Below are 22938 nucleotides of genomic sequence, written 5' to 3'. Positions count from 1 at the left end.
ACTTTATTTGAATGTTAAAATTTAAATAAAAAGGAGTTTACTATGAAAGAGTTTGAGAAAAGTACGCTGATTAAATGTAGTGTTGAAGAACTTTTTGATTTTCATACAGATACAAATAACTTAAAAGCAATAACTCCACCTAATATAAAAGTTGAACTTCTTACGCCTAATTTTAAAGCTCAAGAAGGAGAAATACTTAAAATTAAAAGTATAAAAAATTTTATTCCTATTAATTGGACTGTAAAAATACAGAAACTTCAAAGACCTAATATTTTGGTTGATGTAGCTTTAAAATCTCCTTTTAAATATTGGGAACACCAACATATTTTTATTGAACATGAGAATTTTACTGAGTTAAAAGATATAGTAAGTTATGAAATGCCTTTTGGAATAATAGGCGATTTTTTTGAACCATTTGTATATAATGATTTATCAAAGATGTTTGAATATAGACATGAAATAACAAAAAAATTACTTGAAAAAAATTAGCTTAGAGATTTATTTTCATTAAAACTTAATTGGTTATAATAACTAAAAATAATTTGGGAAAATAATTTGAAAAAAATACTAATAGTAGATAATTCTAAATTAATTATTAATGTTCTAGAAGAACTATTTTTAAAAAAAAATAATTTTGAAATATATAAAGCAAGCAGTTTACAAGAAGTTGAAACTTTAATTTTATCTAATGACTTTTTTTTAGCCATTTCAAACCTTGTATTGCCAGATGCTTTAAATGGGGAATTACTAGAAACTTTTAAGAAAGCGAATGTGCCAACTATTGTTTTAAGTTCTAAAATTGATGATAATTTTATGAAAACAATTGATAGTTTAAATATTCTTGATTATATTTCAAAAGACTCTATCCACGGTCTTCAGCAAGTTGTAGAATTAGCAGAACTTATTTTATATATTGAGAAAACAGAAATTTTAGTTGTTGAAGATTCTAAAGTTGTTGCTGCACAAATTAAATCTATTTTAGAAACACTTTTATTAAAAGTTAAAACAGTATGTGATGGTGATGAAGCATTAAAAGAATTAAAAAATAATAAAAATATATCCATGGTAATAAGTGATTTTAATATGCCAAATATGGATGGCTTAGAATTGACAAGGTATATTAGAAAAGACAAGCAAATTGATTATTTACCAATAATTATAATTAGTTCTATTGATAGTAGCAAAGAAAAGATTAAATTATTCAAAAATGGGGTAAATGATTTCTTAACTAAACCTATTTTAATTGAAGAATTAAAATCAAAAGTATTAAATACTTTTTTAAATACTAAAAAAATAGAAGATATTGAAAGCTTTAATGAGATTTTTAGTAAAAATATTATTTCTTCCTCAAGTGATAAAAATGGAATGATACAAACTGTTTCAACAGCATTTTGTGAAATATCAGGATATTCAAAAGATGAATTAATTGGTAAAAATCATAATATATTAAAACATCCAGATATGCCAGATTCATTGTATTCAGAACTTTGGAAAACAATCAAGTCTGGACAATCATGGAAAGGTGAAATTAAAAATCTGAAAAAAGATGGTTCTTATTATTGGGTAAAAGCCGTGATAGAACCAAAGTTTAATAAAAGTGGCGAAATTATAGGTTACTTTGCTATTAGAGAAGATATTACTGATAAAAAAAGAATTTATGAATTATCAATAACTGATGGATTAACTTCTTTATTTAATAGAAGGTACTTTAATGATACAGCAGATAATTTTGTACTTAAAACAGTTAGAAACAACAATATTTTTGCCTTTGTTTTACTTGATATAGATAACTTCAAAAAGTATAATGATACTTATGGACATCAAGATGGAGATGATGTTTTAATAAATGTTTCAGCTTGTTTAAAAGATACTTTCAAAAGAGATGATGATCAAGTATTTAGATTAGGTGGAGAAGAGTTTGGGATTTTGTTAAATGCCAAAACTAAATTAAATATAATGGATTTAGTTGAAGAAGCAAGAGATAATATTGAAAAATTAAATATTAAACATGAAAAAAATCCTCCATTAAATGTTGTAACTGCATCTTTTGGAGCAGTTATAATAACTATAAGTGAAAATAAAAATATGAAGATAGAAGATATTTATAAAAAAGCTGATGATCAACTATATAAAGCAAAAGAAAATGGTAGAAATAGAATTGAGTATTTAGAACTTTAAGTTTCTAAATACTTTTTTATTTTATTGGTAAGCTTATTATAAAACAAGCTCCTTTGTAGTTATGATTTTCAAAAGAGAAGTAGTTATTTTTTACTGTAATTTTACCTTTTATACTTTTTTCAATTATCTGTTTACTCATATATAGTCCTATCCCTGAACCACCTTTGTCTTTTTTTGTAGTGAAATGATTATCAAATACTTTATTGATATATTTTTCATTTATACCATTAGCATTATCTTGTATTTCTATAATTAGATAGTTGTTTTCTTTTTTAGTATTAATAAGTAAAACTCTTTTTTTATCTTTCTCTAGCTTTATGAGTTCTTCTTTTGCATTTTTAAGTATATTGATTAATACTTGAAGTAATTCATTCTCATAAGAGTACAACTCAATATCTTCAATATTTTGAATGATTTGAATATTGTTATTATTAAATTCAGACTTAATTAATTTAAAAGTTTTTTCAAATGATTTTCTTATACTAAAAGATTTTAATTCTTTTTCAGGATTAAAAAAGTTTCTAAAATCATCTATAGTATGACTAAGATTTTTAACAGACAGATTTATTGCTTCTATTGCTTCTTCTATTTCTTTTTGTGAAAAGTTATTATATTTTTGATTTAATTCAAGTAATCCATTTGAAGTACTTATTAAACTTAAAGGTTGTTTCCATTGGTGTGCAATGTTATTTATCATCTCTCCCATGGTTGCCATTTTTGATTGTTGTACTAATAGGTTTTCCTTTTCAATCAAGTTATTTGTTTGTTTAATTAAATCATTTTCATAGGTTATAAACATTTTAGATATTAATTTACTTATATAAAATGAAATTATTATAAAAATTATAGTTAATAAGAGACTAACAATTATTATTTTTTTAATAATATTATTATTTGATGCAATTAAATCTTTTTTTGCTTCTTCAATATTTTTGTTCAAATCATCAAAGTAAAAACCTGTACCAATAACCCAACCCCAATCTTCAAATGTTTTGATATATGATATTTTGTTAGTTGAAGTTAAATTTAATGAGGGTTTTATTGTTGATTTGTAATTAATAAACCCTTCCTTATATTTTTTTGCAAAATTTAATATATTTTTGATTGTATAAACACCATCTTTATTTTTTTTATTCAAACCATTTTTATATAAAAAAGTCTTTTCATAATGGGATAAAATATTACCTTTTAAATCTAACATAAAAATATAGCCATTTTTAGAATATCTTATACTTTGTATAAATTTTAATATATCTTTTTTAAGTTCTTCTTCAAAGTCTTCTATGTACTCACCTGTTCCAATAGCAACATTAAAAGGTTCAAAATATTTATAAAAGCTTATTTTTTTATATACTTTTTTATCTTTCGCATTTTTATACCAGTAATACGAATCAAATGTCTCTGTTTTGTTTTTTATAGTACGTATGATATTATTTACAAATTCATATCCTTTAGTATTTTTATATTTATAGAAGTTTTTGCCTTCTATTTCTTTATGTAAAGGTTGTAAAAGATTTGTACCTTTTTCATTATCAATAAATATATAGCCTCTTCCATTATTATAAATCATACCTTCTAATGCATGTTTAATAGTTTTAAAAATATGTTCTTTTGAATGAATATGATCTTCTTGTGATTCATTTAAGTAAATATTTGTAGCTATTTGGTGAGCTTCATAAACTCTATTTTTAATTCTTTGTTTTAAAAGATTTTCTGAACTTTCTTTTTTAATCTTTATATATTTATATATTTTGTTAACTTCTTCTTTTATTCTTTCTTCATTCTGTTTTAGATAGTTTTTTTCTAGTTCTTTTATTTCATTATTAAAAAAGTTGTTTTTTTCATTTATCAGAATTATAGTGATACTTATAGATAAAAATAGTACAAAAAACAATGGGCCATATTTAATAATGTTCAAAATATTGTTTTTATTATTGAGTTTTAACATATTAAATTATATCTTAATAATACTTTATAAATCTGTATAAATTTTTCTCAATAGTTTATTTAATTTTTATAAATTAAACTATCTTTGCTTTTCTAAAAAAAAGAAGTTATAATTAAATTATGTAGTATCAAACTTAATTTCAAGGTATAAGATGAAAACTTCAACTTTAGAAAATATTAGTTTATTATATGTAGAAGATGATGATACAACAAGAGAAACAATAACAAGATTGCTTAAACTCTCAATGAAAAATGTTTATACTGTAACCAATGGTAAAGAAGCATTAGCTTTCTTGAAAAAGAATGAAATAGATATCATTATCACAGATATTAAAATGTCAGAAATGAATGGTTTAGAATTTTCAAAAGTATTAAAAAATAATAATATAGAAATACCAATTATTGTTACTTCTGCTTATACTCAAACAGAATATTTACAAGAAGCTATTGAATTACATATAGAATCTTTTATGGAAAAACCTATTGATTTTAAAGATTTACAATTTAAGATAATAAAAATTGCAGAAAAAATAATTTCTACTAAAGAATTAAATAAAAAGAAAATAGAATTAGAACAATATAAAAAAGCTATAGAAATGACTAATTTAGTATTTTCAATAGATTTAAAGGGAGAAGTTAAACATGTTTCTAAAATGTTATTAGATTATTTAAAAACATATTTAAAAGAGTTTGATTTTAGACATATTAAAGATATCCTTCCTTTTCAATATGTTGAGATGTTAATAAAAAAAGTTAAAAAATATAAAATTTTTACTAAAACTTTAGTAATTAAGGTTTTAGATAGATCATTTACTGTTAATCTTACTGCTTTTGCTTCTGAATTTGATAATCAAAATATCAAGACTATAAAAGTGCTACTAAAAGATTTATCTCCTGTAGTAAAAGAAAAAGATGAAATAATAAGAAATTTATCTATTGATTCAGTAACTAAACTTAAAAATAAGTATTCTTTATTGAAAAGATTAAGTAAGCTAGATACAAATAATATCGCTTTATTAGTAATAGATATTGATGATTATATGAAATATATTAAAATGTATGGTTATAGTATTTCAGATGATATTTTAAAAGAAGTAGCTAAAAAAATTGTAGCTTTTAGCTCTTATGAAGTCTATAAACTTGATTCTGATAAATTTGGTATTTTAATTATAGAAGAAAATAAAATAAAGAAAGTAAAACTAAAGGCTTTTTTAGAAGAGTTAATCGAATTTTTAGATAGTAATATTTTCAAAGTTTCTTCTCATTTAAATTTAGACTTAAGTTTTACAATAGGAGTAAGTTTAAATTTAAAAGGAGATTTACTTGTTGAGGCTTTAATAGCTAAAGATATAGCTATTAGTAAAAAAGTTTCATATCTTTTCTTTGATGATATAAAAGATGTAAGAGAAAGTTTTTATAAAAATTTATTTGTTCAAAGAAAAATAAAAAAAGCTTTTGATAAAGACAATATCTTTCCTTATTTTCAACCTATTGTTGATAAAAATAAAAAGCTTATTAGATATGAAACCTTAGCTAGAGTATATGATGAAGAAGAAAATAGAGTTTTAACACCAGGGGAATTTTTAGATAATATTCAAAATTCAAAAAATTATACAAAATTTACAAAAAGAATAATTAGAAAGTCTTTTGAAAGTGCAAGTTTATTAGATAAAGCAATTTCAATAAATTTGTCTTTTGAAGATATTATAAATCCTGAAATTGTAGATTATATTGAGTATTGTGTAAAAGAGTATTCTATAAATTTAACTATTGAACTTCTAGAAAGTGAAGGTTTAAAAGATATAGAAAAAACAATTAGATTTTGTAATCTTATGAAAAGTTTTGGTGTAAAAATAGCAATTGATGATTTTGGTTCAGGGTATTCAAATTTTGAATACTTTTTTATTTTACCTATAGATATTGTAAAATTAGATGGGAGTTTAGTTAAAAAAGTTTCTGAGTATAAAGGATATATTTTATTAGAATCAATTATAAAATTTTGTAAAAAATCTGATATTCAAATTATTGCTGAATTTGTTGAAAATGAAAAGATATTTAATTTATTAGTTGATTTAGAAGTGGATTTATTTCAAGGATATTATTTCCAAAAACCATTACCTTTTGAGAAGATTATAAATGACTAAAAGAGTAGATTATTTAAAGCAATTTATATATCTTTTTATTTTAATTGGCACGTCTTTATCTATTTTAATTTTAGCAGTTACTTTTTTTGAACTAGAGAAATATAACAAAAAAGAGAGTTTAAAAAGTGCAAATACTGAAATTAAAGCAAAAATCAATGATTTTAATAAAAAGTATCAAGAATATAACAGTTTTTTAAGCTCTATAAAAAATAATTTGCTTTTCATTAATTATTTAGAAAATTCAAATTTTACAAATAAAAATAATTTAACATTTTTATTTACTGCATTAATGTCCCAAGAAAATGATGTTACACAATTAAGATATCTTGATATTAATGGCAATGAGAAATTAAGATTAGAAAGAAAAGTAAAAAATGATATTATAAATGTAGTTTATGAAAAGAAGTTACAAAACAAATTTCATAGAGATTATTTTAAAGAAGTTCTTAGTTTAGAAAAAAATAGTGTTTATTTATCAAAAATTGATTTAAATATTGAATATAATAAGATTGAAATTCCTTATAAACCAGTCTGGCGATTTGCTATTCCTATATATTTAGATGATATAAAAAAAGGTGTTTTAATAGTAAATTTTTTTATGCAAGACTTTTTAGAAAAACTTCTTGAATCTTCTTTATTTGATGTCCATATTTTTGATCAAGATAAATACGTTTTAGTTAGTAGTAAAAATAAAAACTCTTGGTCACGGTATTTAGGTAAAAATAAAATAGATGAGAATCAAGAGTTTTTGATAAAAAAAGAACTATTTCATAATGAAGGCAAAGAAAAAATATATATGGCTTTCACTTTAAAAGAAAATACAATAGATTTTTATAAATACTTAAATACAGAATTAATATTTTTGATATTTCTAATAATAATTATTGCTTTTTTTCTTGCGAAAGTTCTTTCTAATATACCTAAAAAGCTTTTTGACAAGATAGAGTTACAGCAAAAACTTTTAATACAACAATCAAAACACTCAGCAATGGGTGAAATGACATCAATGCTTGCCCATCAATGGAGACAGCCTTTAAATATTATTAGTAGTCTAATTCAAGAAATAGAAATAAAAAAAGAGATGAAAATTTTAAAAGATGAAGAATTTTTCAAAAATACTAAAGAGATTAAAAATACTTTGACTCACATGTCTTTAACAATCAATGATTTTAGTGACTTTTTTAAACCAAATAAATTAAAAAATAAATTTTATATTGATAAAGCAATTCAAGAATCAATTAAATTGATAGAAAAAAGATTAGAAAAATATAATATAAAATGTAAAGTGAGTTTATATAAAGTAAAAAATGATAGTGATTTGTTAATCAAAAGCTTTGAAAATGAGTTTAAAAATGTAGTGGTTAATTTATTAAATAACTCTATTGATGCTTTTAGTTTAAAAAGTATAGATAATAAGTTAATTCAAATAAATATTTTTTCTAATAAAAAAGAAATAAAAATAGATTTTATAGATAATGCAGGAGGAATAAATGAAAATATTTCAAATTCATTATTTGAACCTTATGTTACTACAAAAGAAGATTTAAATGGTTCAGGTTTAGGTTTATATATGTCAAAAATTATAATTGAACAAAATATGAAAGGTTCTATTATTGCTAAAAATATAGGTAAAAAAGCAGTTTTTAGTTTAGTCTTGGAAAAATAAAAGTAAAAAAAAAGGATTCACAAAATGAACCCTTTTTTTTAAATGTTGAAAACTTAAATTATTTAGCTACAGCTTCTTTTAACGCTTTACCAACTTTGAACTTTGCAACAGTAGTAGCTGGAACTTTAACAGTTTTGTCAGTACCAGGAACTTTAGCAGTTCTTTCTGCTCTATCAGCAGTTGAGAATGTACCAAATCCGATGAAACTTACAGATTCTCTTTTTACTAAAGTTTCAGTGATTGTATCTAATACAGCGTCAACTGCACCTTTTGCATCTTTTTTAGATAGACCAGCTTTTGCTGCTACTGCATCAATAAATTCTGCTTTGTTCATAGAAGAACTCCTTGTTTTTAATTAAATTACATAAACTTTATAGTATTTAAGCTTTAGAATAGCTAAAACTAGGGCTTTTGAGTGAAAAATAATTAAAAAAACAAGCTTCTTTTGATTTTTTTAATCAAAAGATGTCTTTATACTTAAAAGACGGCAAGAATTTTCTAGTATGGCAATTTTCTTTACAAGTTCATTTATATCCCTATGATAAGCATAAGTCCCAACGCCTTTTACAACCATTAGGTTGTTATTACTCTCTTTTAAATACTTTGTAATTTCTAAAGCATTTCTGTCATACCAAGTATTAAAATCTCCTGGGTCATAAATAGGGATTTCTCCAAATTCAGTTTTTCCAAAAAAGTCATCAAAGAATATATGATCATGTTCAAAAGTATATGCAGTTGTATAAATTGGCATTCCAAAAGCTATATATTTTGCTTCATGAATGTTTGAATAAATAGAAGCATGAATATGAGACTCAATACTTGCGATATTCCATCTATAATCAGGCTTATTTAAATTTAATTCACAAAAAGATTTATCATTCATTTCATCAAAAATAGCATCAGATGTGTTTATTAGAAAATTTTCTTGATCAAGTTTTGCTGAGATTGCTCCATGATAAATACCAAAGAAATTTTTTCTAAACATTGTTAAAGATAAATTCTTAAGTAGCTTAACAGTATTTTTATCAATCATTTTAAAAAGCCTTAAATATATTTTTGGATATTATATATTAATTTTAATAAGGACTGTTTTAATGCAAATTCCACATATTCCTGTTTTATATAATGAAACATTAGAAGCTTTTAATGATATAAAAGAGGGTTTTATAATAGATTGTACCACTGGTTTTGGTGGGCATAGTTTTGGTTTACTATCTCAAAATGACACTGTAAATCTTATTTGTAATGACCAAGATGATGAAGCTTTAGATTTTAGTAAAAAAAGACTTGAAGAGTTTAGTTCAAGGGTTACTTTTAATAAAGGTAACTTTGAGCACGTATTTGAAAAGTTTAAAGATTATGAGATTAGAGGTATTTTAGCTGACATAGGAGTTTCATCACTGCAACTTGATAAACTTGAAAGAGGTTTTGGTTTTGAGAGTGATACTTTGGATATGAGAATGAATCAAGAGCAAGCATTAGATGCTTCAACTGTTGTAAATACATATTCTCAAAATGAACTTGAAAGAGTATTTAAAGAGTATGGGGAAGTGCGAGAGTATAAAAAAGTAGCTTCTTTGATAGTAAATAATAGACCTTTTTCATCTTCAAAAGAACTTGCACAGTTTTTATCAAAAAAAATGCACAAAGGTAAAATTCATCCAGCAACATTGCCTTTTCAAGGTATTCGAATTGAAGTAAATGATGAGTTAGGAGTTTTAACTAGACTTTTTGATTCAATAGAGGCTTCAAAACCAAAAAATTGTACTGTGGCTATTATTTCTTTTCACTCTTTAGAAGATAGAATAGTAAAAAACTATTTTAAAAAATGGACTAAATCTTGTATTTGTCCTCCTGAAGCTTTTAGATGTACTTGTGGAAACAATCATGCTTTAGGAAAAGTAGTTACAAAAAAGCCTATTATTCCTACAAAAGAAGAAATAAAGCAAAACCCAAGAAGTAGAAGTTCTAAACTAAGGATTTTTAAATTTGATTAAACTTAATGCTACAAATTCTTTGATTATTGTATTTACCATATTAATTTTTGCAGTAGTAGTATATTTCCCTAAAATATACTTACGAAATAATATATATTATGTAAGTAAAGATGTTAATAAGCTTTATGCACATTATATTTCACTTCAAGAAGAAAATAGGTTTTTATCTCAACAATTAGAAGATATGAAGTTTAAAAATCAAATTATTGATTCACTACTTTTTAATCCCTTAAAGTTAGAAAATGATAAATAGTATTATAGACTTTTCATTAAGAAAACCCATTCTTAATCACCTTTTATTACTTTTTGTATTTTTGTTAGCTGTATTTGCTTATTTTAAAATACCAAAAGAGATATTTCCACCATCTGCTTTAGAAGCAGTTTCTATTAGTGGCTCTTATGTTGGAGCTAGTTCTGAATTACTTGATAAAATAGCTGTAAGTGATATTGAAGATGAACTCTTAGGATTAAGTGCTGCAAGTAAAATATCATCTACAATTAAAAATGGTTTTTTTAATATAAAAGTAGATTTAAAAGATGGTGAAAAACCAGAAGATGTAGTAAATGATGTAAAAGATATAGTTGCTAAGGTAAAACCAAACCTTCCAAGTGATATGGATGAACCAACAGTAAAGACTATGGAACACGCTTTTCCTCTTATCACAGTTGCTGTTTACTCAAAGGATAAAAAAGCTTCAAAAGAGTATTTAATTGATGTAGCCGAAGATGTGAAATCAGAAATTATGAAATTAAAAGATTTATCAGAAGTTACAGTACTAGGAAAAAGTGATAAAGAGTTATTGATTACTTTTAACGATGAGAAAATAGAAGCTTATGGTTTAAATAAAATATCTGTAATAAATGCTGTTCAAGGAATAAGTACTATTTTTCCTGTAGGAATTATAAAAGATAGTAGTAGACATTACTATTTATCAACATTTAATGGCTCAAAAGATATTGATTCTATAAGAAATACTATTTTAAAAGTAGATAATAAAAGAGTATATTTAAAAGATATAGCAACTATTAAGTTTACACTTGCTGATGTAGCAAATATTTCTCACTATAATGCAAATGAGAATATTGCTATTAGTATTAATAAAGGTTTTGAAGGTGACTCAATTGAGCTTGTAAAACAAATCAAAGAAATTACAAAAGCTTACGAGAAAAGATATGAAAATCTTGATTTTGACACTTATATAGATACTTCTATTTGGATTAAAAATAGACTTAATACAGTAGTTTCAAACATCTTATTTGGTCTATGTTTACTATTTATTGCACTTTTTTTCTTTATAAATATTAGAATTGCTTTAGTTATTGCTATTGGTATTCCAACTTCATTTATGATAGGACTTATATCAGCTGATTATTTAGGATATAGTTTAAATATGCTTTCACTTTTAGGTGCTTTGATTGCTCTTGGTATGCTTGTAGATGAGGCTATTGTAGTTGGTGAGAATATTTACAGACATTTAGAAATGGGTAAAGATAGATTTACAGCTGCAAAAGATGGTGCTATTGAGATGTATCCAGCTGTTTTAACAGCAACAGCTACTACTGTTTTTGCATTTTTACCAATACTTCTAATGACAGGTGAAGTAGGGAAGTTTATGCAAATACTTCCTATAATGATTACTATTTTACTTATAAGCTCCCTTGTTGAAGCCTTTTTCTTTTTACCACTTCATGCAAAAGAGCTTTTAAAAGTAAGTAAAGATGAAAGAAAATCTCACAAGGTTTGGGATTTTAACTATAGACTTTATGGAAATATCTTAGACTTTTTATTAAGAGGTAGATTTATAGCTTTATTTGTATTAGTAGGTTCTATAATTTTTGGAACAATTTTTATATTTAAAACTCAAAAGTTTGAGTTTATGCCAGCCTTTGATTCAACTCAAGTTTATATAACTGGATCTGTTGGAGTTGGTAAAAAAATAGAACAAACAGAAAAAGAAGTTTATGCTTTAGAGAGAAAAATACTTGAAAGTATGGATATGGATAAAACTTTAAGTTCTGTAACTTCTGTTACAGGAATGAAGTTAGATGGAAAAAACCAACCACATAATGAAGAGTTTTATTTTCATATTTTTATAAACTTAAATGAAAGAGCTCCTGTAAATGTATTTGAAAAGTATATAAATCCTTATCTTTCTCCAAAATATGATGATACAAATATGATAAGAACTATTGATGCTCAAACTGTAGTAAAACAGCTACAAGAGGTTTTAAAAGATGATATTAGTTCAAGTAGATTTGATGAGTTAAAAGTATTTGTACCTCAAGCTGGAATTGTTAAAAATGATGTGGAAATAGCAGTATCAGGTGAAAATGAAAAAGTAATTAAGGCTGTTGAATCATTAAAATCAAGTCTTGGTAGTATTAAAGGAGTTTCTAACATAGCTGATGATGCTCTTACTGGAAATTATGAGCTTAAATTAAAAGTAAACTCTTATGGAAATAAGTTAGGAATTACTGAACAAACTATTTTAAATGAGTTAAGACCTTTTTATTTTAAAGGTAGTTACTCAAAAATGTTTGATGAACAAGGAATAGTAGAGATTGTATTTCAAAGTAATTCTAAAGATGTTCTAAGTAGTTTAGATAGTTTTGAAGTAACAACTCCTTCAAATCAAAAAGTACTTTTAAAAGAAGTTGTAGAGTTTATAAAAATACCAGCTTATTCTCAAATCTTTAAAGAGAATAATGCTCAAATTATAAGTGTAACAGCTTCACTTGATAACATTACATCAGCAGAGGTATTTGAAAAGCTAAAAGGTGAGTTAGAAGTTTTAAAAAAACAAGTTAAACTTGAAATAAAAGGTGAACAACAAGAAAACGAGAAAGTTCAAAAAGAGATGGGGCAGGCAGCTTTAATAGCTGTAATTTTGATTTTTATAGCTCTTGTTTGGATGTTTGATTCAATTATAAAACCTTTTATTATTATAAGTACTATTCCTTTATCAATGCTTGGAGTTTTAATAGGGCATGTTGTAATGGATATAAATCTTACAATGCCAAGTATGATTGGTATGGTAGGGCTTGCAGGAGTTATTGTAAATGATGGGATTATTATGATGGACTTCATTAAAAAAGCTAAAAACTTACCAGAATTAGAGCATTATGCAAAAATGAGATTAAGACCTATTTTATTAACTTCTGTTACTACAATCTTAGGATTAAGTAGTCTTATTTTCTTTGCTTCTGGACAAGCTTTAATCCTTCAACCAATGGCAGTTGCTTTAGGTTTTGGTATTTTATGGGCTACTGTTCTTAATCTTTATTATGTACCTATGGTTTATAGGCTTATATATTTAAGAAATGCAAAATAGATATAGCGGTGATGTAGGTGATTTTGGAAAATTTCACCTACTTAGATTTTTACTAAATAATCAAGAGTATAATCTTTCTCAAATTTGGTATATGTATCCAGATGAAACTCATAATAATGATGGTCTATATATAAATTATTTTGAAAAAGTAAAAGAGTTTGATTATGAACTTGAAGAAAAACTTTTAGAAATTACTCAAACAAACAGATGTGTAAAAGCTTTGGAAGAAGCAAAGCTTGTAAAAAATACAAAATACTTTTCTTTATATGTAAATGAAAATGCAAAAGATGATTTACTTTATAGAAAAGCTTGGTTTCAAAAAGCCTTAGAGTTTAGTGAAAATAGTGATTTTATTGCAGTTGATCCAGATAATGGAGTAGCTACAAAACTCATCAAAAAAGATGAACTAAAAGATATAAAAGTTCAAAGTTTTGAAGACTTTAAAACAAAAAGTAAAGCAGGAAAATATATATTTGATGAAGAGATTAAACACTTATACAAAAACTGTAAGTGTTTAATAATATACCATCATTTAAACAGAACTATGAGCCATGATAAACAAATAGAGATTTTAAAATCAAAGTTTGAAAAAGAGTATAGAAAAGTGTTTGCTATAAAACATAAACCATACTCTCCAAGGGTATTTTTCTTTTTATGTAGTGATGAAAGAATAATTTTATTTTTAGAAAAGAAGCTAAAAGAGTTTGAAAACTCTTTTAGTGTTCATTGGAAATTGTTTTTATAGAATTACTAAACCTTGAATTTTTTTCAAAATACTTTTATCTTCATCAAAGTTTTTTAGTTCTCTACCCATATCAAGAGGTGTTATAGTGGCTTTCCCGATGATATGTCTGTATTCATTGCCATTTGAATCTTTTAGTTTTACACTCCAAACATTGTGCATTACAAGTGGTTCATTGTCTTTGATACCTACATAAAGCATAATATGACCTTTTAAATATACTAAAGTTGAGAAAGGCACTCCATGTTTCATTAAGAATAGTTTTTTCTGTTCATTTGATAGTTTTGACATATCTTTATAAAGGCCATTTTTTGTTTGACCCTTTGAATTTCTTTTTAAATACTTACCAAAAGGCGCAAAAAAATCTTTAGTAAAAGAAGAACAATCTCTATTGTTCAGTACTCCACCCCATCCATAAGGTTCATTTAGAAGTTGTTTTGCTATTTTGATTCTATTTTTTGTGTTGTATTTTATTGGAAAGGCTGATACTTCTTCATTTTTTATATCAATCAAAGAAATCTTTGCTTTTTGGTTTTGAACTTTTTTTGCTACTATATATTTATCATCTTTTTTAGGAAAAATTGTACCTACTTTTATATATTCTCTAAAACCATTTTCATATAAAGGGAATTTTTCTTTTGTTGCTATAAAATAATCATTTGTTTGAAACTCATTTGTAAAATCTTTATCTACAAAAGCAATATCTTTTGTGCTAATCCAACCACCAAAGCTAGAAGCTTGAGCATAGGCCCAAGCCTTATCTTTTGATAAGTGTGAGACTATAATAGGTGAGTTTATTTTAAGTAGTGAGTTTTGGTTATAGTCAAAAGGAAATCCTTCTCCTGGTTTTGTTGGTTTGAAAAACATAGGTTGATTTGTAGGTAAAACTCTTACATTTGTATTTTTTAGTGTAATTGCTTTTTTCTTTAAGGTATTATAGTTTTCAAAGTTTGCATTTATTTCTTGCTTTTCAAACCAAGATAAAGAAGCTTTTCTATAGTTCTCTAAATAAACCTCCCTAAGTTTATAGTTTAATCCCCATATTGCCTCAAGGTAAGAGTATGAAACTTCTGTTTGTTTCCAGGGTGAAAAATGTTTTTCTAATAGTTTATGAGCTTCATATTCTTGGTTCATAAAGTTATCATCTGCAAGTTTTTCATTAATATTTATTTGGGATAATTCAATTTTTTTAATATCTTTACTTGCACAAGCTGAAAAAAATATAGTTATAAAAATTACTAAAATATAGTTTAATATAATTTTATTCAATTGATAGTCCTTTTATTATATTTGTATAAATGGATTGTATTAAAATAAGATTGTAAGATAAGTTAAAATATGAATTAGTTTTAAAAAATATAGAGTTAAAAAGAGGTTTTAAACCTCTTTTTAAAATTCAAATTTTGTTTTTAATTTGAAGAAATAAACAATTGTTTTTATTTGAATATAAATAAATGGAAGCATTAATAAAAAGTATGCAAGAGAGTATTTAGCAATAACAGTATTAAATGTTAATCCAAAATTTACAAAGAACATACCAAATACAAAAAATGCAACGCCTGGACAAATAAGTGCGAAAGATACAGGTGATTTTTCATTTCCATGTACATATTTCTCAAAATATCCAAGTTGTTTCATTACTTTATATCCTAATAAACCAAAAATGATTTGTAATGAAACAATCGTTGCTGTAAGAGTAAATAATGATGATTTTGTTAGAACTGTTTCAAAGTTATGGTGTAAACCAAAAGTAACTCTAATAGCAGTAATTCCTAAAAGCGTTAAAATAGGTAGGATAATCCATAAAGAAGGGCTAGCTTCTATTGAAATTCCATGTTCAAACATATTTTTAAAACCCATAGTAAGTTTAATAATAAGTAGTAAAATACTCACAGAAGCAAAAAATATAGCTGCAAAAATACCAATAGCATTTATAGTTATATTATGACTCATAGCACCAGGTGCTGCAAAACCTACAGCTATCATAGCAAAAGCAAAAATTGAAATCATTTGTGAAAGATTATTATTTTTTGTAAAGTCAAAATCACCTTTGATTAAAAGTCTTGAAAAATAGTTCATAAATATTTTAAGACCAAAATACCCAGCAATAGCAAAGCCAAGTAATGCAAATGGGAACATATATTCAACTATACTCCATAAATTTGGAACAAAAACAGCACCTAAAACAAAGCATACATTGATAGTCATAGCATAAGTTAATGGCATAGTCATTAAAGTTATTTCAGAATTTGAATTTACTAAATCTTTATATTTATCAGTTTTTTTAAAAAGATTAAATTGTTTTGTATTCCAAATTAAAAGTTTAAAGTGAAAATATGCAAATACTAATATAAATACTAATGAGAATGCAATTACAAAAGATAGCCACGTTCCTTCTAAAAGTTTAGGCATAATAAAATCAAAGGTTGCCATAGGGACACCTTCATGTGGTACTAGAAACATTAAATACATAAAAAATGATACAGATAATCCTCCTGCTCCTAGTGCAGATAAAAAACACATTGGTGTGAATTTTTCTCTTAGTTTCATTTGTTTTCCTTATAATAAATTGTTTTATAATATTAGTTAAAATTATATTAAAATCTTATGAATAGTATATAAATAATACTTATAATACTTTTTAATATGGCTTACTAAGGGATTTATTGATATAGTTCTTTACTAAAAATAGGGTAGGTTTATGTATAAAATTTCTGTTTCTAAAAGTTTATTTGAAGATATTTTATTAAAAAAAACTTCTTTGCTTATAAAAGAAAGTTCAAAGTATTGGAAAAAAGAACTACTTGAACCTAAAATAATTGATGATAAAATAACATATTCTATAAAACAGTTTGATAAACTAACAATAACAAATGGTTTAGGTGATGATAAGCCTCAGTTAGTAGTTGAATGTAAGAAAATAGATTATTCAAGTTCATTTGATAGATTTGAGTTTACTTTAGGAAAAGTTATAGAGCAAAAAAACACTCAAATAGAAGAAGATTATAAAGATACATTAATAGAACAACTCTTAAAAGAAAAAGAGCTTTTAGAAGATAAAATGAATAGAGATCATTTAACTCAAGTTTATAACAGAAAAAAAATGCAAGAAGATTTAGATAAATTTGTAAATCAAAATAACTCAAATTTATTATGTGCTATTTTTATTGATGCAGATAGATTTAAAGGTATCAATGATAATTTTGGTCATGATACAGGTGATAGAGTCCTACAATATTTAGCAAATAAACTTCAAATTCATGCAATCTATTTAAATGGAGAAGTTTATAGATATGGAGGAGAAGAGTTTGTGATATTATGTTTTTTACCTAAAGAACAGATTGTAAAAAAAGTGGAAGACTTAAGAGTTGATGTAAAATCACAAAGAGTTTATCATAAAAATAAAGATATATCTCTTACTCTTAGTATGGGAGTTGCTTTTTATGATGATTTAAAAGATAAAGATTTATTACTTCAAAAAGCTGATGAAGCTGTATATAAAGCAAAAAACAGAGGTAGAGATACTATTGTTTTTATTTGAAAGTTGAATTAATCATAAAGAACAAAATAGCAGTTGGTGGAAAAACAGTGAAAGAGCAAACCTCATGTATTTTCAAAAGTATGGAGTGTACAATTGCGCTTACAGAAAATGAAAAAGAAGAGATTGCAAGAATTTGTAATAAAGTTTTGAAGAAACTAGAAACATAAAATATTTTATTGAATATTTAAGGTTCTAGGTCTATAAATAGTTAAACTAGAGTTAAACTCTAGTTTTAAGATTACTTAGCTATTTTATTAGCTATAGCTTCGATATCTGCATCAGATAATGAAGAAACTTGACCTTTCATTAAACCTTTCATTGGTCCACCGTAAGATCCATCTTTGTAACCTTTCATTGCTGCAATAAATTCTGCTTTAGACATATCTTTAATAATTTTAGATTTACCTAATGCTGCTTTTTCTCCATTTGCACCATGACAACCAACACATTTAGCATAAGGGTTTGCAAATGCAACACATGCTGTTAATAAAGATGCTACTACTACTAATTTTTTCATATTTAATCCTTCTACAATTTTATGATTACTTATTCTAATAAATTTTGTATTAGAAGTAATTGATTTTAGTCAATAATTGTGGAAAAAAAATCGAAAATATAGCAAAAAAGCTATATTTTGATTATTTTGATAGTAAAGAGTTCTTTAATTCTTCTTTGTTTATCTTATTTTTATCGCTAGGTACTAGTGGTAAAGACTTTTTATAAATTATTTTTGAAGGTATCATATAAGAAGCTAGATGTTTTTTAAGTTCAAAACTTATCTCTTTTGGTGCTATTTCACTTCTACTTGAATAAACCATTACAATTTCTTCTTCTATTTCTTCATTTGGAATAGAAAAAATTGCGCATTGTTCAATTTGTGGTAAATTTTGTTTTACAACTGATTCTATTTCATAAGGACTTACTCTAAAGCCTCTAGTTTTTATCATATCATCATGTCTTGAGACAAAGTAAAAATAACCTTCTTCATCTTTATATACATAATCTCCAGTTGCTACAACAATTTCATCTGTTAGTTGTCCTTCAAGATTTATCACATCTTTTAAAATTTGAATAGATTTAAATCTTTGAGCAGTTTCAATTGGAGCATTCCAGTATCCTTTATAGATATAACCGCCCCTATGAATTAGTTCACCAACTTCTCTTGGTTTACACTCTTTTCCTTCTTCGTTTATTACATAAAGTTCAACATCTGGAATTGGTTTTCCAATTGAATCAGGTCTAATCCAAATCTGTGATGGATCTAAGTATGTTGATCTAAATGCTTCTGTTAAACCATGCATTGAGTAAAATTTTGCGTCAGGGAAAAGTTTATCTAAACCTTTTAACATTTTAGCAGTAACATTCCCACCTGATGATGTAAGTACCCTTACATTTGAAAGTAAATCAGCACTTGGTAGTCTATGTTCATCTTCATCAAACATATTTGAAATAGTTACAGGCATTAAAGGAACTACTGTTACTTTATCATTTATTAGGTGATTATAAAAATCTCCAGCTAAAATAAATCTATGTAAGGCTAGAGTAGCTCTTTTGTAAAGTGAACAAAAAATTTGATTTAATCCATAGTCAAGATTAAAAATCAATGTTCCAGATATAACATCATCTTCTTTTAACTCTAAATATTGTGATACAACTCTTGCTGAATCTATTAAATTTCTATGAGAAATTACAATACCTTTTGGTTGACCTGTAAGTCCAAATGAATATGTGATAACCGCATTTTCATGTCCATTTACATCATGATAAAAAGGTTTATTATAATATTTATAAATTTCTTCAAAAGATGGGATTTCTTTATGTGTAGTTTCATAAGAAATGATATGCCCATCAAAGTTGATTTCTTCAATACTTTCAAGTTTTAATCTATCTGTGATAATACATTTTATATCACAATCTTTGATTATATATTCAACTTGTTCTGGTTTTAAAAGTCTTGTTAAAGGCACAAGTACATAATCAGTAGAAAGAATAGCTAAAATAGCGATAACTTGGTCAATTCCTTTATTAGAATATAATCCTATTCTTGAACCTTTTTTTAGATTTAATTCTTTTAAATAAAAGGCAACTTGATTAACTTTTTTAAATAACTCTTCGTAAGTAATACTTTTATTATTAAAAACAATAGCAGTTTTACTAGGATGTGAAACTGCTGAATCTTCTAATAATGTTCTAATACTGTTAATAGACATTTTGTTTCCTTATTATTTTTCTTTTACGCCAAGCGTCCAAATATCATAGTTGCTATCTAGTACAATATTTGGATTATGTTGAGAATTCATTATTTTTTGATAAAAAAATGATACTATATCTTCAATATCTTCTGGCTTTAATACCTTAGTTATTCCACCAGTAAATACAATTGAATTTAAAGCAAGTAATTTTAAATTTATATAGGCTTTTCTATATGTTGAAACTTTACAAAGTACTAAAAAAATTGCTAGTTGCATTAAGATTGTAGTTGCTTTTTGTGATGAATCTTCAAATATGTTTTCTGTAACTTTTAAATGTGCCAATAACTCATATACAAATTCATTATTTTTTGCTGCAAAAATTAGTGATTCTTTTGATTTATAAACTCCAAGTTTTTTAAATACAAGTCTGTCATATTCATTTTGAGTTACCATATTTTCATCTACTAGGTCTTTTGAGTAGTGAATATCAGTAGTTGCTCCTCCAATATCAATCAAGATATAAGGATCTGCAACTTTAAATTTACCACCAATATAAGGAAGAGTTTTATTTACTATAAAAGGAGTAGAATATATTTGATTTGATGTAATTTCATATAAGTGTTTAATATCTTCTTTACCCATAATATCAGCCTGATAAAGATTTGTTAAATACTCTTTTAGATGTTCTTCTTCAACATGAAGTTTATTTGTAATAATATTTGGTAGAATAGTTAAGTTTTCTATATTTTGTTTTAATAAAGAAGAATCCTTTTCATTTCCAACATATACTACATTTGAGTAGTTTATATTTTCTAAGAATTTAAAAAGTCTTTCATCAAAGACATTTGATACACTATTTATTCCACCAACTATAATTACTACATCAATTAAATCACTAGGAATAGAAGTTTTTTCAATATCTCTATATAATATTGATTCAATGATATTAATACCAGAATTAAAAGCGATATTTGTGGCATATTTTAGAGAAAAAGAGTTAGTAATACCTATAATAAGAGTTGTAAGACCTCCATTTGCAGAAGAACAGATATACACATCTTCTTTTTTATAGCTATTTATAGTTTCCCCACATTTATAAGTTAAGTCATCATAAATATCTTTATTAAAATCTCTAAAGTGTTGCTCCACACCTTTGGAAGTACTTAGTTTAAAATAAGTACTTCCTACATCGATTAAAAGTTTGTTATTTGTATTTTGCTTTACTTGGCTCATTGCATAATTCCTATATCATGGATAATATCATTTACTATGGAAGTAGTATCTTTTTTTAAGTCACATTGAGCTTTTTCATACTCAAAACATTTATCTGGAATTGGAACTTTTCCTCTTTTGATAATTCTAATATTTTTATTTTTATCTCTAATTGTAATCATTTCATTATTATTGATTATATGAGGAGAGAATGGTACATCAATTGTTCCATTTTTAATAGAGTTAAATACTTTTCTCCATAAAGTATCAGCAGGGTCATTAAATACAGCTTCCATAATAGCCATAACTTCTGCTGTTAGGTTTTCTTCCTCTTCTTGATCTACTACATTTGGAAGACCATTTAAAATTCTAAGAAGATATTGTGTATTTGCTACTGTTTCAGCATTTGCTTCTTTTGTAGGAATACCAGAGGCTTCTTGATTTGTTTTTGTAATAAGCTTATTTGCTCCAACCATTGCAGCAATAACAGTACTCATAGAAATAAGTTCAGACGCATAGTTTGAGTCCATAGGGAACGCACCCATCCATTGATGATAAACTAAATGAATATCAGCATCACTACAGTTAATCTCATTTGCATAATGACGTGCTAGTTTTTTGATAACTGCACCCATTACAATATCTTGATTCATAGAACCAGTTTGAGAGAAAGAAACAGAGAATGATTTAACTCCTTCTTCGAGTGATAATAACATCTCTAATAATTGAATTACAATAGTAATACAAGGCGGTACTAAAGTAGCAGTTAAAGGTCCAAAAGATTCTCTATTTATAGGTTCATTTAAAGTTGAGTATTTAGCACAAACTCTTTCTACATATTTCCAATATAAAAATGCCTTATCAAGTGGGAAGTTTTTAGAGTAAGGAAGAAGGTACGTAATAGGGCCTCCTTCAATTTCAAAAATACCAGATGCAATAGCTGTTTCAATTAAAAGTCTTGCATCAGGAGTTCCATGTCTTAATGAAATAGGTTTATTAAAATGAGTCATCATTTTTCTTGATGTTCTATATCCATGTGTTACTAATGGATAACCATTTAACATATCTACTTCATTTTCTTCACTAAGTCTTAGCATTTTTTTAGCAGTTGCATAGTCATTTAATCTTGTATTTGAATCAATCGTACATGGAAGAACATCAACATTTGCTTTATTAAAAAACTCATATAGAGCAAACATCTTGTCATACGTAGGAAATCCTCCTCTTGGTTGTACAAGCATTTTATTTTTTGTTTTGAAGTTATGAGAGATAAAAAGATCTTTTGAAGCATTTTTTACAAACTCTTCAACTTCTGCAAAATCAAAGTTATCTACATGTTCATTATTTAATATAATATTTCTTTCTTCTTGTAATAAACTCATTAGTTTCTTTCCTTCATGAATTTTTCTAACTCATCTAATCCCGTATTTAAATCTACTTGATGAAATACTAAATCAAAGCCATAGTTTTTAAATCTAGGAACAATATCATCTGCACTTCCTGTTCCTACTACTAAGTTACCACCAATCATAAATACTACACCATCTAATAAATTACCGTATTGAGACTTTAAAATTTTAAGTTCTCTTGCCCAACCCTCAGCTTCACCATTTAAGGATGAAATTAATAATATATCTGCATTTGTTTCAATTACTGCATCAACAAATTCTTCTAAATATGTATTAACGCCTAAATTAAATACTTCAAAGCCTCTTGCTTGAAGTGAAAGATCAATTAATCTATTTGCTACAACGTGGATATCATTTCCCACTACGCCAGTTACTACTTTCATATTGTGTGCCTATTTTTTATAGTTTTATTTCTTTAAAAAGGTGAATATCTTATCTAAAAAGTGGTTACATTTTTATTAGTATTTATATATAAATAGACTTAATAAATAAGTGGCTCTTTTATTTCTAAAAAGTTTCATATTAGTTATAAATAATAGTTTATTTATAGTGATTTTATTTTTTTTTAAGTTTCAAAT

Annotated in this window: 20 protein-coding genes; 10 read left to right on the top strand and 10 right to left on the bottom strand. The window is 25.3% G+C overall.

Annotated elements, in window-relative coordinates; genetic code table 11:
* Positions 1-42: 42 nt before the first annotated feature.
* Together ACH5BK_RS02710 and ACH5BK_RS02705 are read left to right on the top strand one after the other, a co-directional pair.
* Entirely contained in the window at positions 43-489 is a 447-nt protein-coding gene (locus ACH5BK_RS02710) for a hypothetical protein (RefSeq protein WP_404304268.1), read from the top strand.
* Between the two features lie 66 nt (positions 490-555).
* Complete coding sequence (locus ACH5BK_RS02705; protein WP_404304267.1) at positions 556-2178, top strand: diguanylate cyclase; 1623 nt, start codon at positions 556-558, stop codon at positions 2176-2178.
* 16 nt (positions 2179-2194) lie between these two features.
* Here ACH5BK_RS02705 and ACH5BK_RS02700 read toward each other — a convergent pair whose 3' ends face one another.
* Positions 2195-4096, bottom strand: a complete 1902-nt coding sequence (locus tag ACH5BK_RS02700; RefSeq protein ID WP_404304266.1) for a cache domain-containing protein — start codon at positions 4094-4096, stop codon at positions 2195-2197.
* Between the two features lie 181 nt (positions 4097-4277).
* Here ACH5BK_RS02700 and ACH5BK_RS02695 point away from each other — a divergent pair, with 181 nt between their 5' ends.
* Both ACH5BK_RS02695 and ACH5BK_RS02690 read left to right on the top strand, forming a co-directional pair.
* Positions 4278-6269 (top strand): EAL domain-containing protein, encoded by a 1992-nt coding sequence (locus tag ACH5BK_RS02695; RefSeq protein WP_404304265.1) that lies wholly within the window; start codon positions 4278-4280, stop codon positions 6267-6269.
* Positions 6262-7935 carry a sensor histidine kinase gene (locus ACH5BK_RS02690; RefSeq protein ID WP_404304264.1) on the top strand — a complete coding sequence of 558 codons (1674 nt, stop codon included), beginning with the start codon at positions 6262-6264 and terminating at the stop codon, positions 7933-7935. The genes ACH5BK_RS02695 and ACH5BK_RS02690 overlap by 8 nt, the downstream gene beginning before the upstream one ends.
* Before the next feature lie 58 nt (positions 7936-7993).
* On the opposite strand, the gene ACH5BK_RS02685 is transcribed toward ACH5BK_RS02690, so the two are convergent.
* Both ACH5BK_RS02685 and ACH5BK_RS02680 read right to left on the bottom strand, forming a co-directional pair.
* A complete protein-coding gene (locus ACH5BK_RS02685; protein ID WP_404304263.1) occupies positions 7994-8269 on the bottom strand; it encodes an HU family DNA-binding protein in 276 nt (91 codons plus the stop codon).
* Between the two features lie 120 nt (positions 8270-8389).
* A complete protein-coding gene (locus ACH5BK_RS02680; RefSeq protein WP_404304262.1) occupies positions 8390-8968 on the bottom strand; it encodes a class II aldolase and adducin N-terminal domain-containing protein in 579 nt (192 codons plus the stop codon).
* A 61-nt stretch (positions 8969-9029) separates the two neighbouring features.
* Here ACH5BK_RS02680 and rsmH point away from each other — a divergent pair, with 61 nt between their 5' ends.
* From rsmH to ACH5BK_RS02660, 4 genes are read left to right on the top strand one after another with little or no spacing between them, the layout of a single operon-like run.
* The gene (gene rsmH / locus ACH5BK_RS02675; protein ID WP_404304261.1) at positions 9030-9932 is read left to right on the top strand and encodes a 16S rRNA (cytosine(1402)-N(4))-methyltransferase RsmH; all 903 of its coding nucleotides are present in this window, start codon (positions 9030-9032) and stop codon (positions 9930-9932) included.
* The gene (locus ACH5BK_RS02670; protein ID WP_404304260.1) at positions 9925-10185 is read left to right on the top strand and encodes a hypothetical protein; all 261 of its coding nucleotides are present in this window, start codon (positions 9925-9927) and stop codon (positions 10183-10185) included. Before rsmH ends, ACH5BK_RS02670 begins: the two co-directional genes overlap by 8 nt.
* A complete protein-coding gene (locus ACH5BK_RS02665) occupies positions 10175-13264 on the top strand; it encodes an efflux RND transporter permease subunit (protein WP_404304259.1) in 3090 nt (1029 codons plus the stop codon). Before ACH5BK_RS02670 ends, ACH5BK_RS02665 begins: the two co-directional genes overlap by 11 nt.
* Positions 13254-14009, top strand: coding sequence for a hypothetical protein (locus tag ACH5BK_RS02660; RefSeq protein ID WP_404304258.1), 756 nt, complete (start codon positions 13254-13256; stop codon positions 14007-14009). The genes ACH5BK_RS02665 and ACH5BK_RS02660 overlap by 11 nt, the downstream gene beginning before the upstream one ends.
* On the opposite strand, the gene ACH5BK_RS02655 is transcribed toward ACH5BK_RS02660, so the two are convergent.
* Both ACH5BK_RS02655 and ACH5BK_RS02650 read right to left on the bottom strand, forming a co-directional pair.
* On the bottom strand, positions 14004-15275 hold the full coding sequence (locus ACH5BK_RS02655) for an SH3 domain-containing protein (protein WP_404304257.1): 1272 nt from the start codon (positions 15273-15275) through the stop codon (positions 14004-14006). The two genes, ACH5BK_RS02660 and ACH5BK_RS02655, sit on opposite strands and share 6 nt — an antisense overlap.
* Positions 15276-15395: 120 nt before the next feature.
* The gene (locus tag ACH5BK_RS02650) at positions 15396-16556 is read right to left on the bottom strand and encodes a TsoY family (seleno)protein (protein WP_404304256.1); all 1161 of its coding nucleotides are present in this window, start codon (positions 16554-16556) and stop codon (positions 15396-15398) included.
* A gap of 151 nt (positions 16557-16707) precedes the next feature.
* Here ACH5BK_RS02650 and ACH5BK_RS02645 point away from each other — a divergent pair, with 151 nt between their 5' ends.
* Both ACH5BK_RS02645 and ACH5BK_RS02640 read left to right on the top strand, forming a co-directional pair.
* Positions 16708-17547, top strand: coding sequence for a GGDEF domain-containing protein (locus ACH5BK_RS02645; RefSeq protein WP_404304255.1), 840 nt, complete (start codon positions 16708-16710; stop codon positions 17545-17547).
* Positions 17544-17714, top strand: coding sequence for a hypothetical protein (locus ACH5BK_RS02640; protein ID WP_404304254.1), 171 nt, complete (start codon positions 17544-17546; stop codon positions 17712-17714). The genes ACH5BK_RS02645 and ACH5BK_RS02640 overlap by 4 nt, the downstream gene beginning before the upstream one ends.
* 71 nt (positions 17715-17785) lie before the next feature.
* Here the strand turns inward: ACH5BK_RS02640 and ACH5BK_RS02635 are convergent, their stop codons facing one another.
* The 5 genes from ACH5BK_RS02635 to glmS form a co-directional block, all read right to left on the bottom strand.
* Entirely contained in the window at positions 17786-18064 is a 279-nt protein-coding gene (locus ACH5BK_RS02635) for a c-type cytochrome (RefSeq protein WP_404304253.1), read from the bottom strand.
* A gap of 121 nt (positions 18065-18185) precedes the next feature.
* Entirely contained in the window at positions 18186-19757 is a 1572-nt protein-coding gene (locus ACH5BK_RS02630) for an AMP-binding protein (RefSeq protein WP_404304252.1), read from the bottom strand.
* 12 nt (positions 19758-19769) lie between these two features.
* Positions 19770-20972, bottom strand: a complete 1203-nt coding sequence (locus ACH5BK_RS02625) for a glutamate mutase L (protein WP_404304251.1) — start codon at positions 20970-20972, stop codon at positions 19770-19772.
* Positions 20969-22333 carry a methylaspartate mutase gene (locus ACH5BK_RS02620; RefSeq protein WP_404304250.1) on the bottom strand — a complete coding sequence of 455 codons (1365 nt, stop codon included), beginning with the start codon at positions 22331-22333 and terminating at the stop codon, positions 20969-20971. The genes ACH5BK_RS02625 and ACH5BK_RS02620 overlap by 4 nt, the downstream gene beginning before the upstream one ends.
* A complete protein-coding gene (glmS, locus tag ACH5BK_RS02615; RefSeq protein WP_404304249.1) occupies positions 22333-22743 on the bottom strand; it encodes a methylaspartate mutase subunit S in 411 nt (136 codons plus the stop codon). Before glmS ends, ACH5BK_RS02620 begins: the two co-directional genes overlap by 1 nt.
* Positions 22744-22938 lie beyond the last annotated feature (195 nt).

The sequence above is a fragment of the Arcobacter sp. YIC-80 genome, assembly GCF_044841725.1.
GTDB lineage: Bacteria > Campylobacterota > Campylobacteria > Campylobacterales > Arcobacteraceae > Arcobacter_B.
The sequence above is the reverse complement of the archived record's forward strand: the minus strand, read 5'-3'. Positions and strand labels throughout refer to the sequence as shown.

Coding starts and splice junctions, on each gene's coding strand:
- ACH5BK_RS02710 (WP_404304268.1), top strand. CDS start 43: ATGAAAGAGTTTGAGAAAAGTACGCTGATTAAATGTAGTGTTGAAGAA.
- ACH5BK_RS02695 (WP_404304265.1), top strand. CDS start 4,278: ATGAAAACTTCAACTTTAGAAAATATTAGTTTATTATATGTAGAAGAT.
- ACH5BK_RS02690 (WP_404304264.1), top strand. CDS start 6,262: ATGACTAAAAGAGTAGATTATTTAAAGCAATTTATATATCTTTTTATT.
- ACH5BK_RS02685 (WP_404304263.1), bottom strand. CDS start 8,269: ATGAACAAAGCAGAATTTATTGATGCAGTAGCAGCAAAAGCTGGTCTA.
- ACH5BK_RS02680 (WP_404304262.1), bottom strand. CDS start 8,968: ATGATTGATAAAAATACTGTTAAGCTACTTAAGAATTTATCTTTAACA.
- rsmH (WP_404304261.1), top strand. CDS start 9,030: ATGCAAATTCCACATATTCCTGTTTTATATAATGAAACATTAGAAGCT.
- ACH5BK_RS02665 (WP_404304259.1), top strand. CDS start 10,175: ATGATAAATAGTATTATAGACTTTTCATTAAGAAAACCCATTCTTAAT.
- ACH5BK_RS02660 (WP_404304258.1), top strand. CDS start 13,254: ATGCAAAATAGATATAGCGGTGATGTAGGTGATTTTGGAAAATTTCAC.
- ACH5BK_RS02650 (WP_404304256.1), bottom strand. CDS start 16,556: ATGAAACTAAGAGAAAAATTCACACCAATGTGTTTTTTATCTGCACTA.
- ACH5BK_RS02645 (WP_404304255.1), top strand. CDS start 16,708: ATGTATAAAATTTCTGTTTCTAAAAGTTTATTTGAAGATATTTTATTA.
- ACH5BK_RS02635 (WP_404304253.1), bottom strand. CDS start 18,064: ATGAAAAAATTAGTAGTAGTAGCATCTTTATTAACAGCATGTGTTGCA.
- ACH5BK_RS02630 (WP_404304252.1), bottom strand. CDS start 19,757: ATGTCTATTAACAGTATTAGAACATTATTAGAAGATTCAGCAGTTTCA.
- ACH5BK_RS02625 (WP_404304251.1), bottom strand. CDS start 20,972: ATGAGCCAAGTAAAGCAAAATACAAATAACAAACTTTTAATCGATGTA.
- ACH5BK_RS02620 (WP_404304250.1), bottom strand. CDS start 22,333: ATGAGTTTATTACAAGAAGAAAGAAATATTATATTAAATAATGAACAT.
- glmS (WP_404304249.1), bottom strand. CDS start 22,743: ATGAAAGTAGTAACTGGCGTAGTGGGAAATGATATCCACGTTGTAGCA.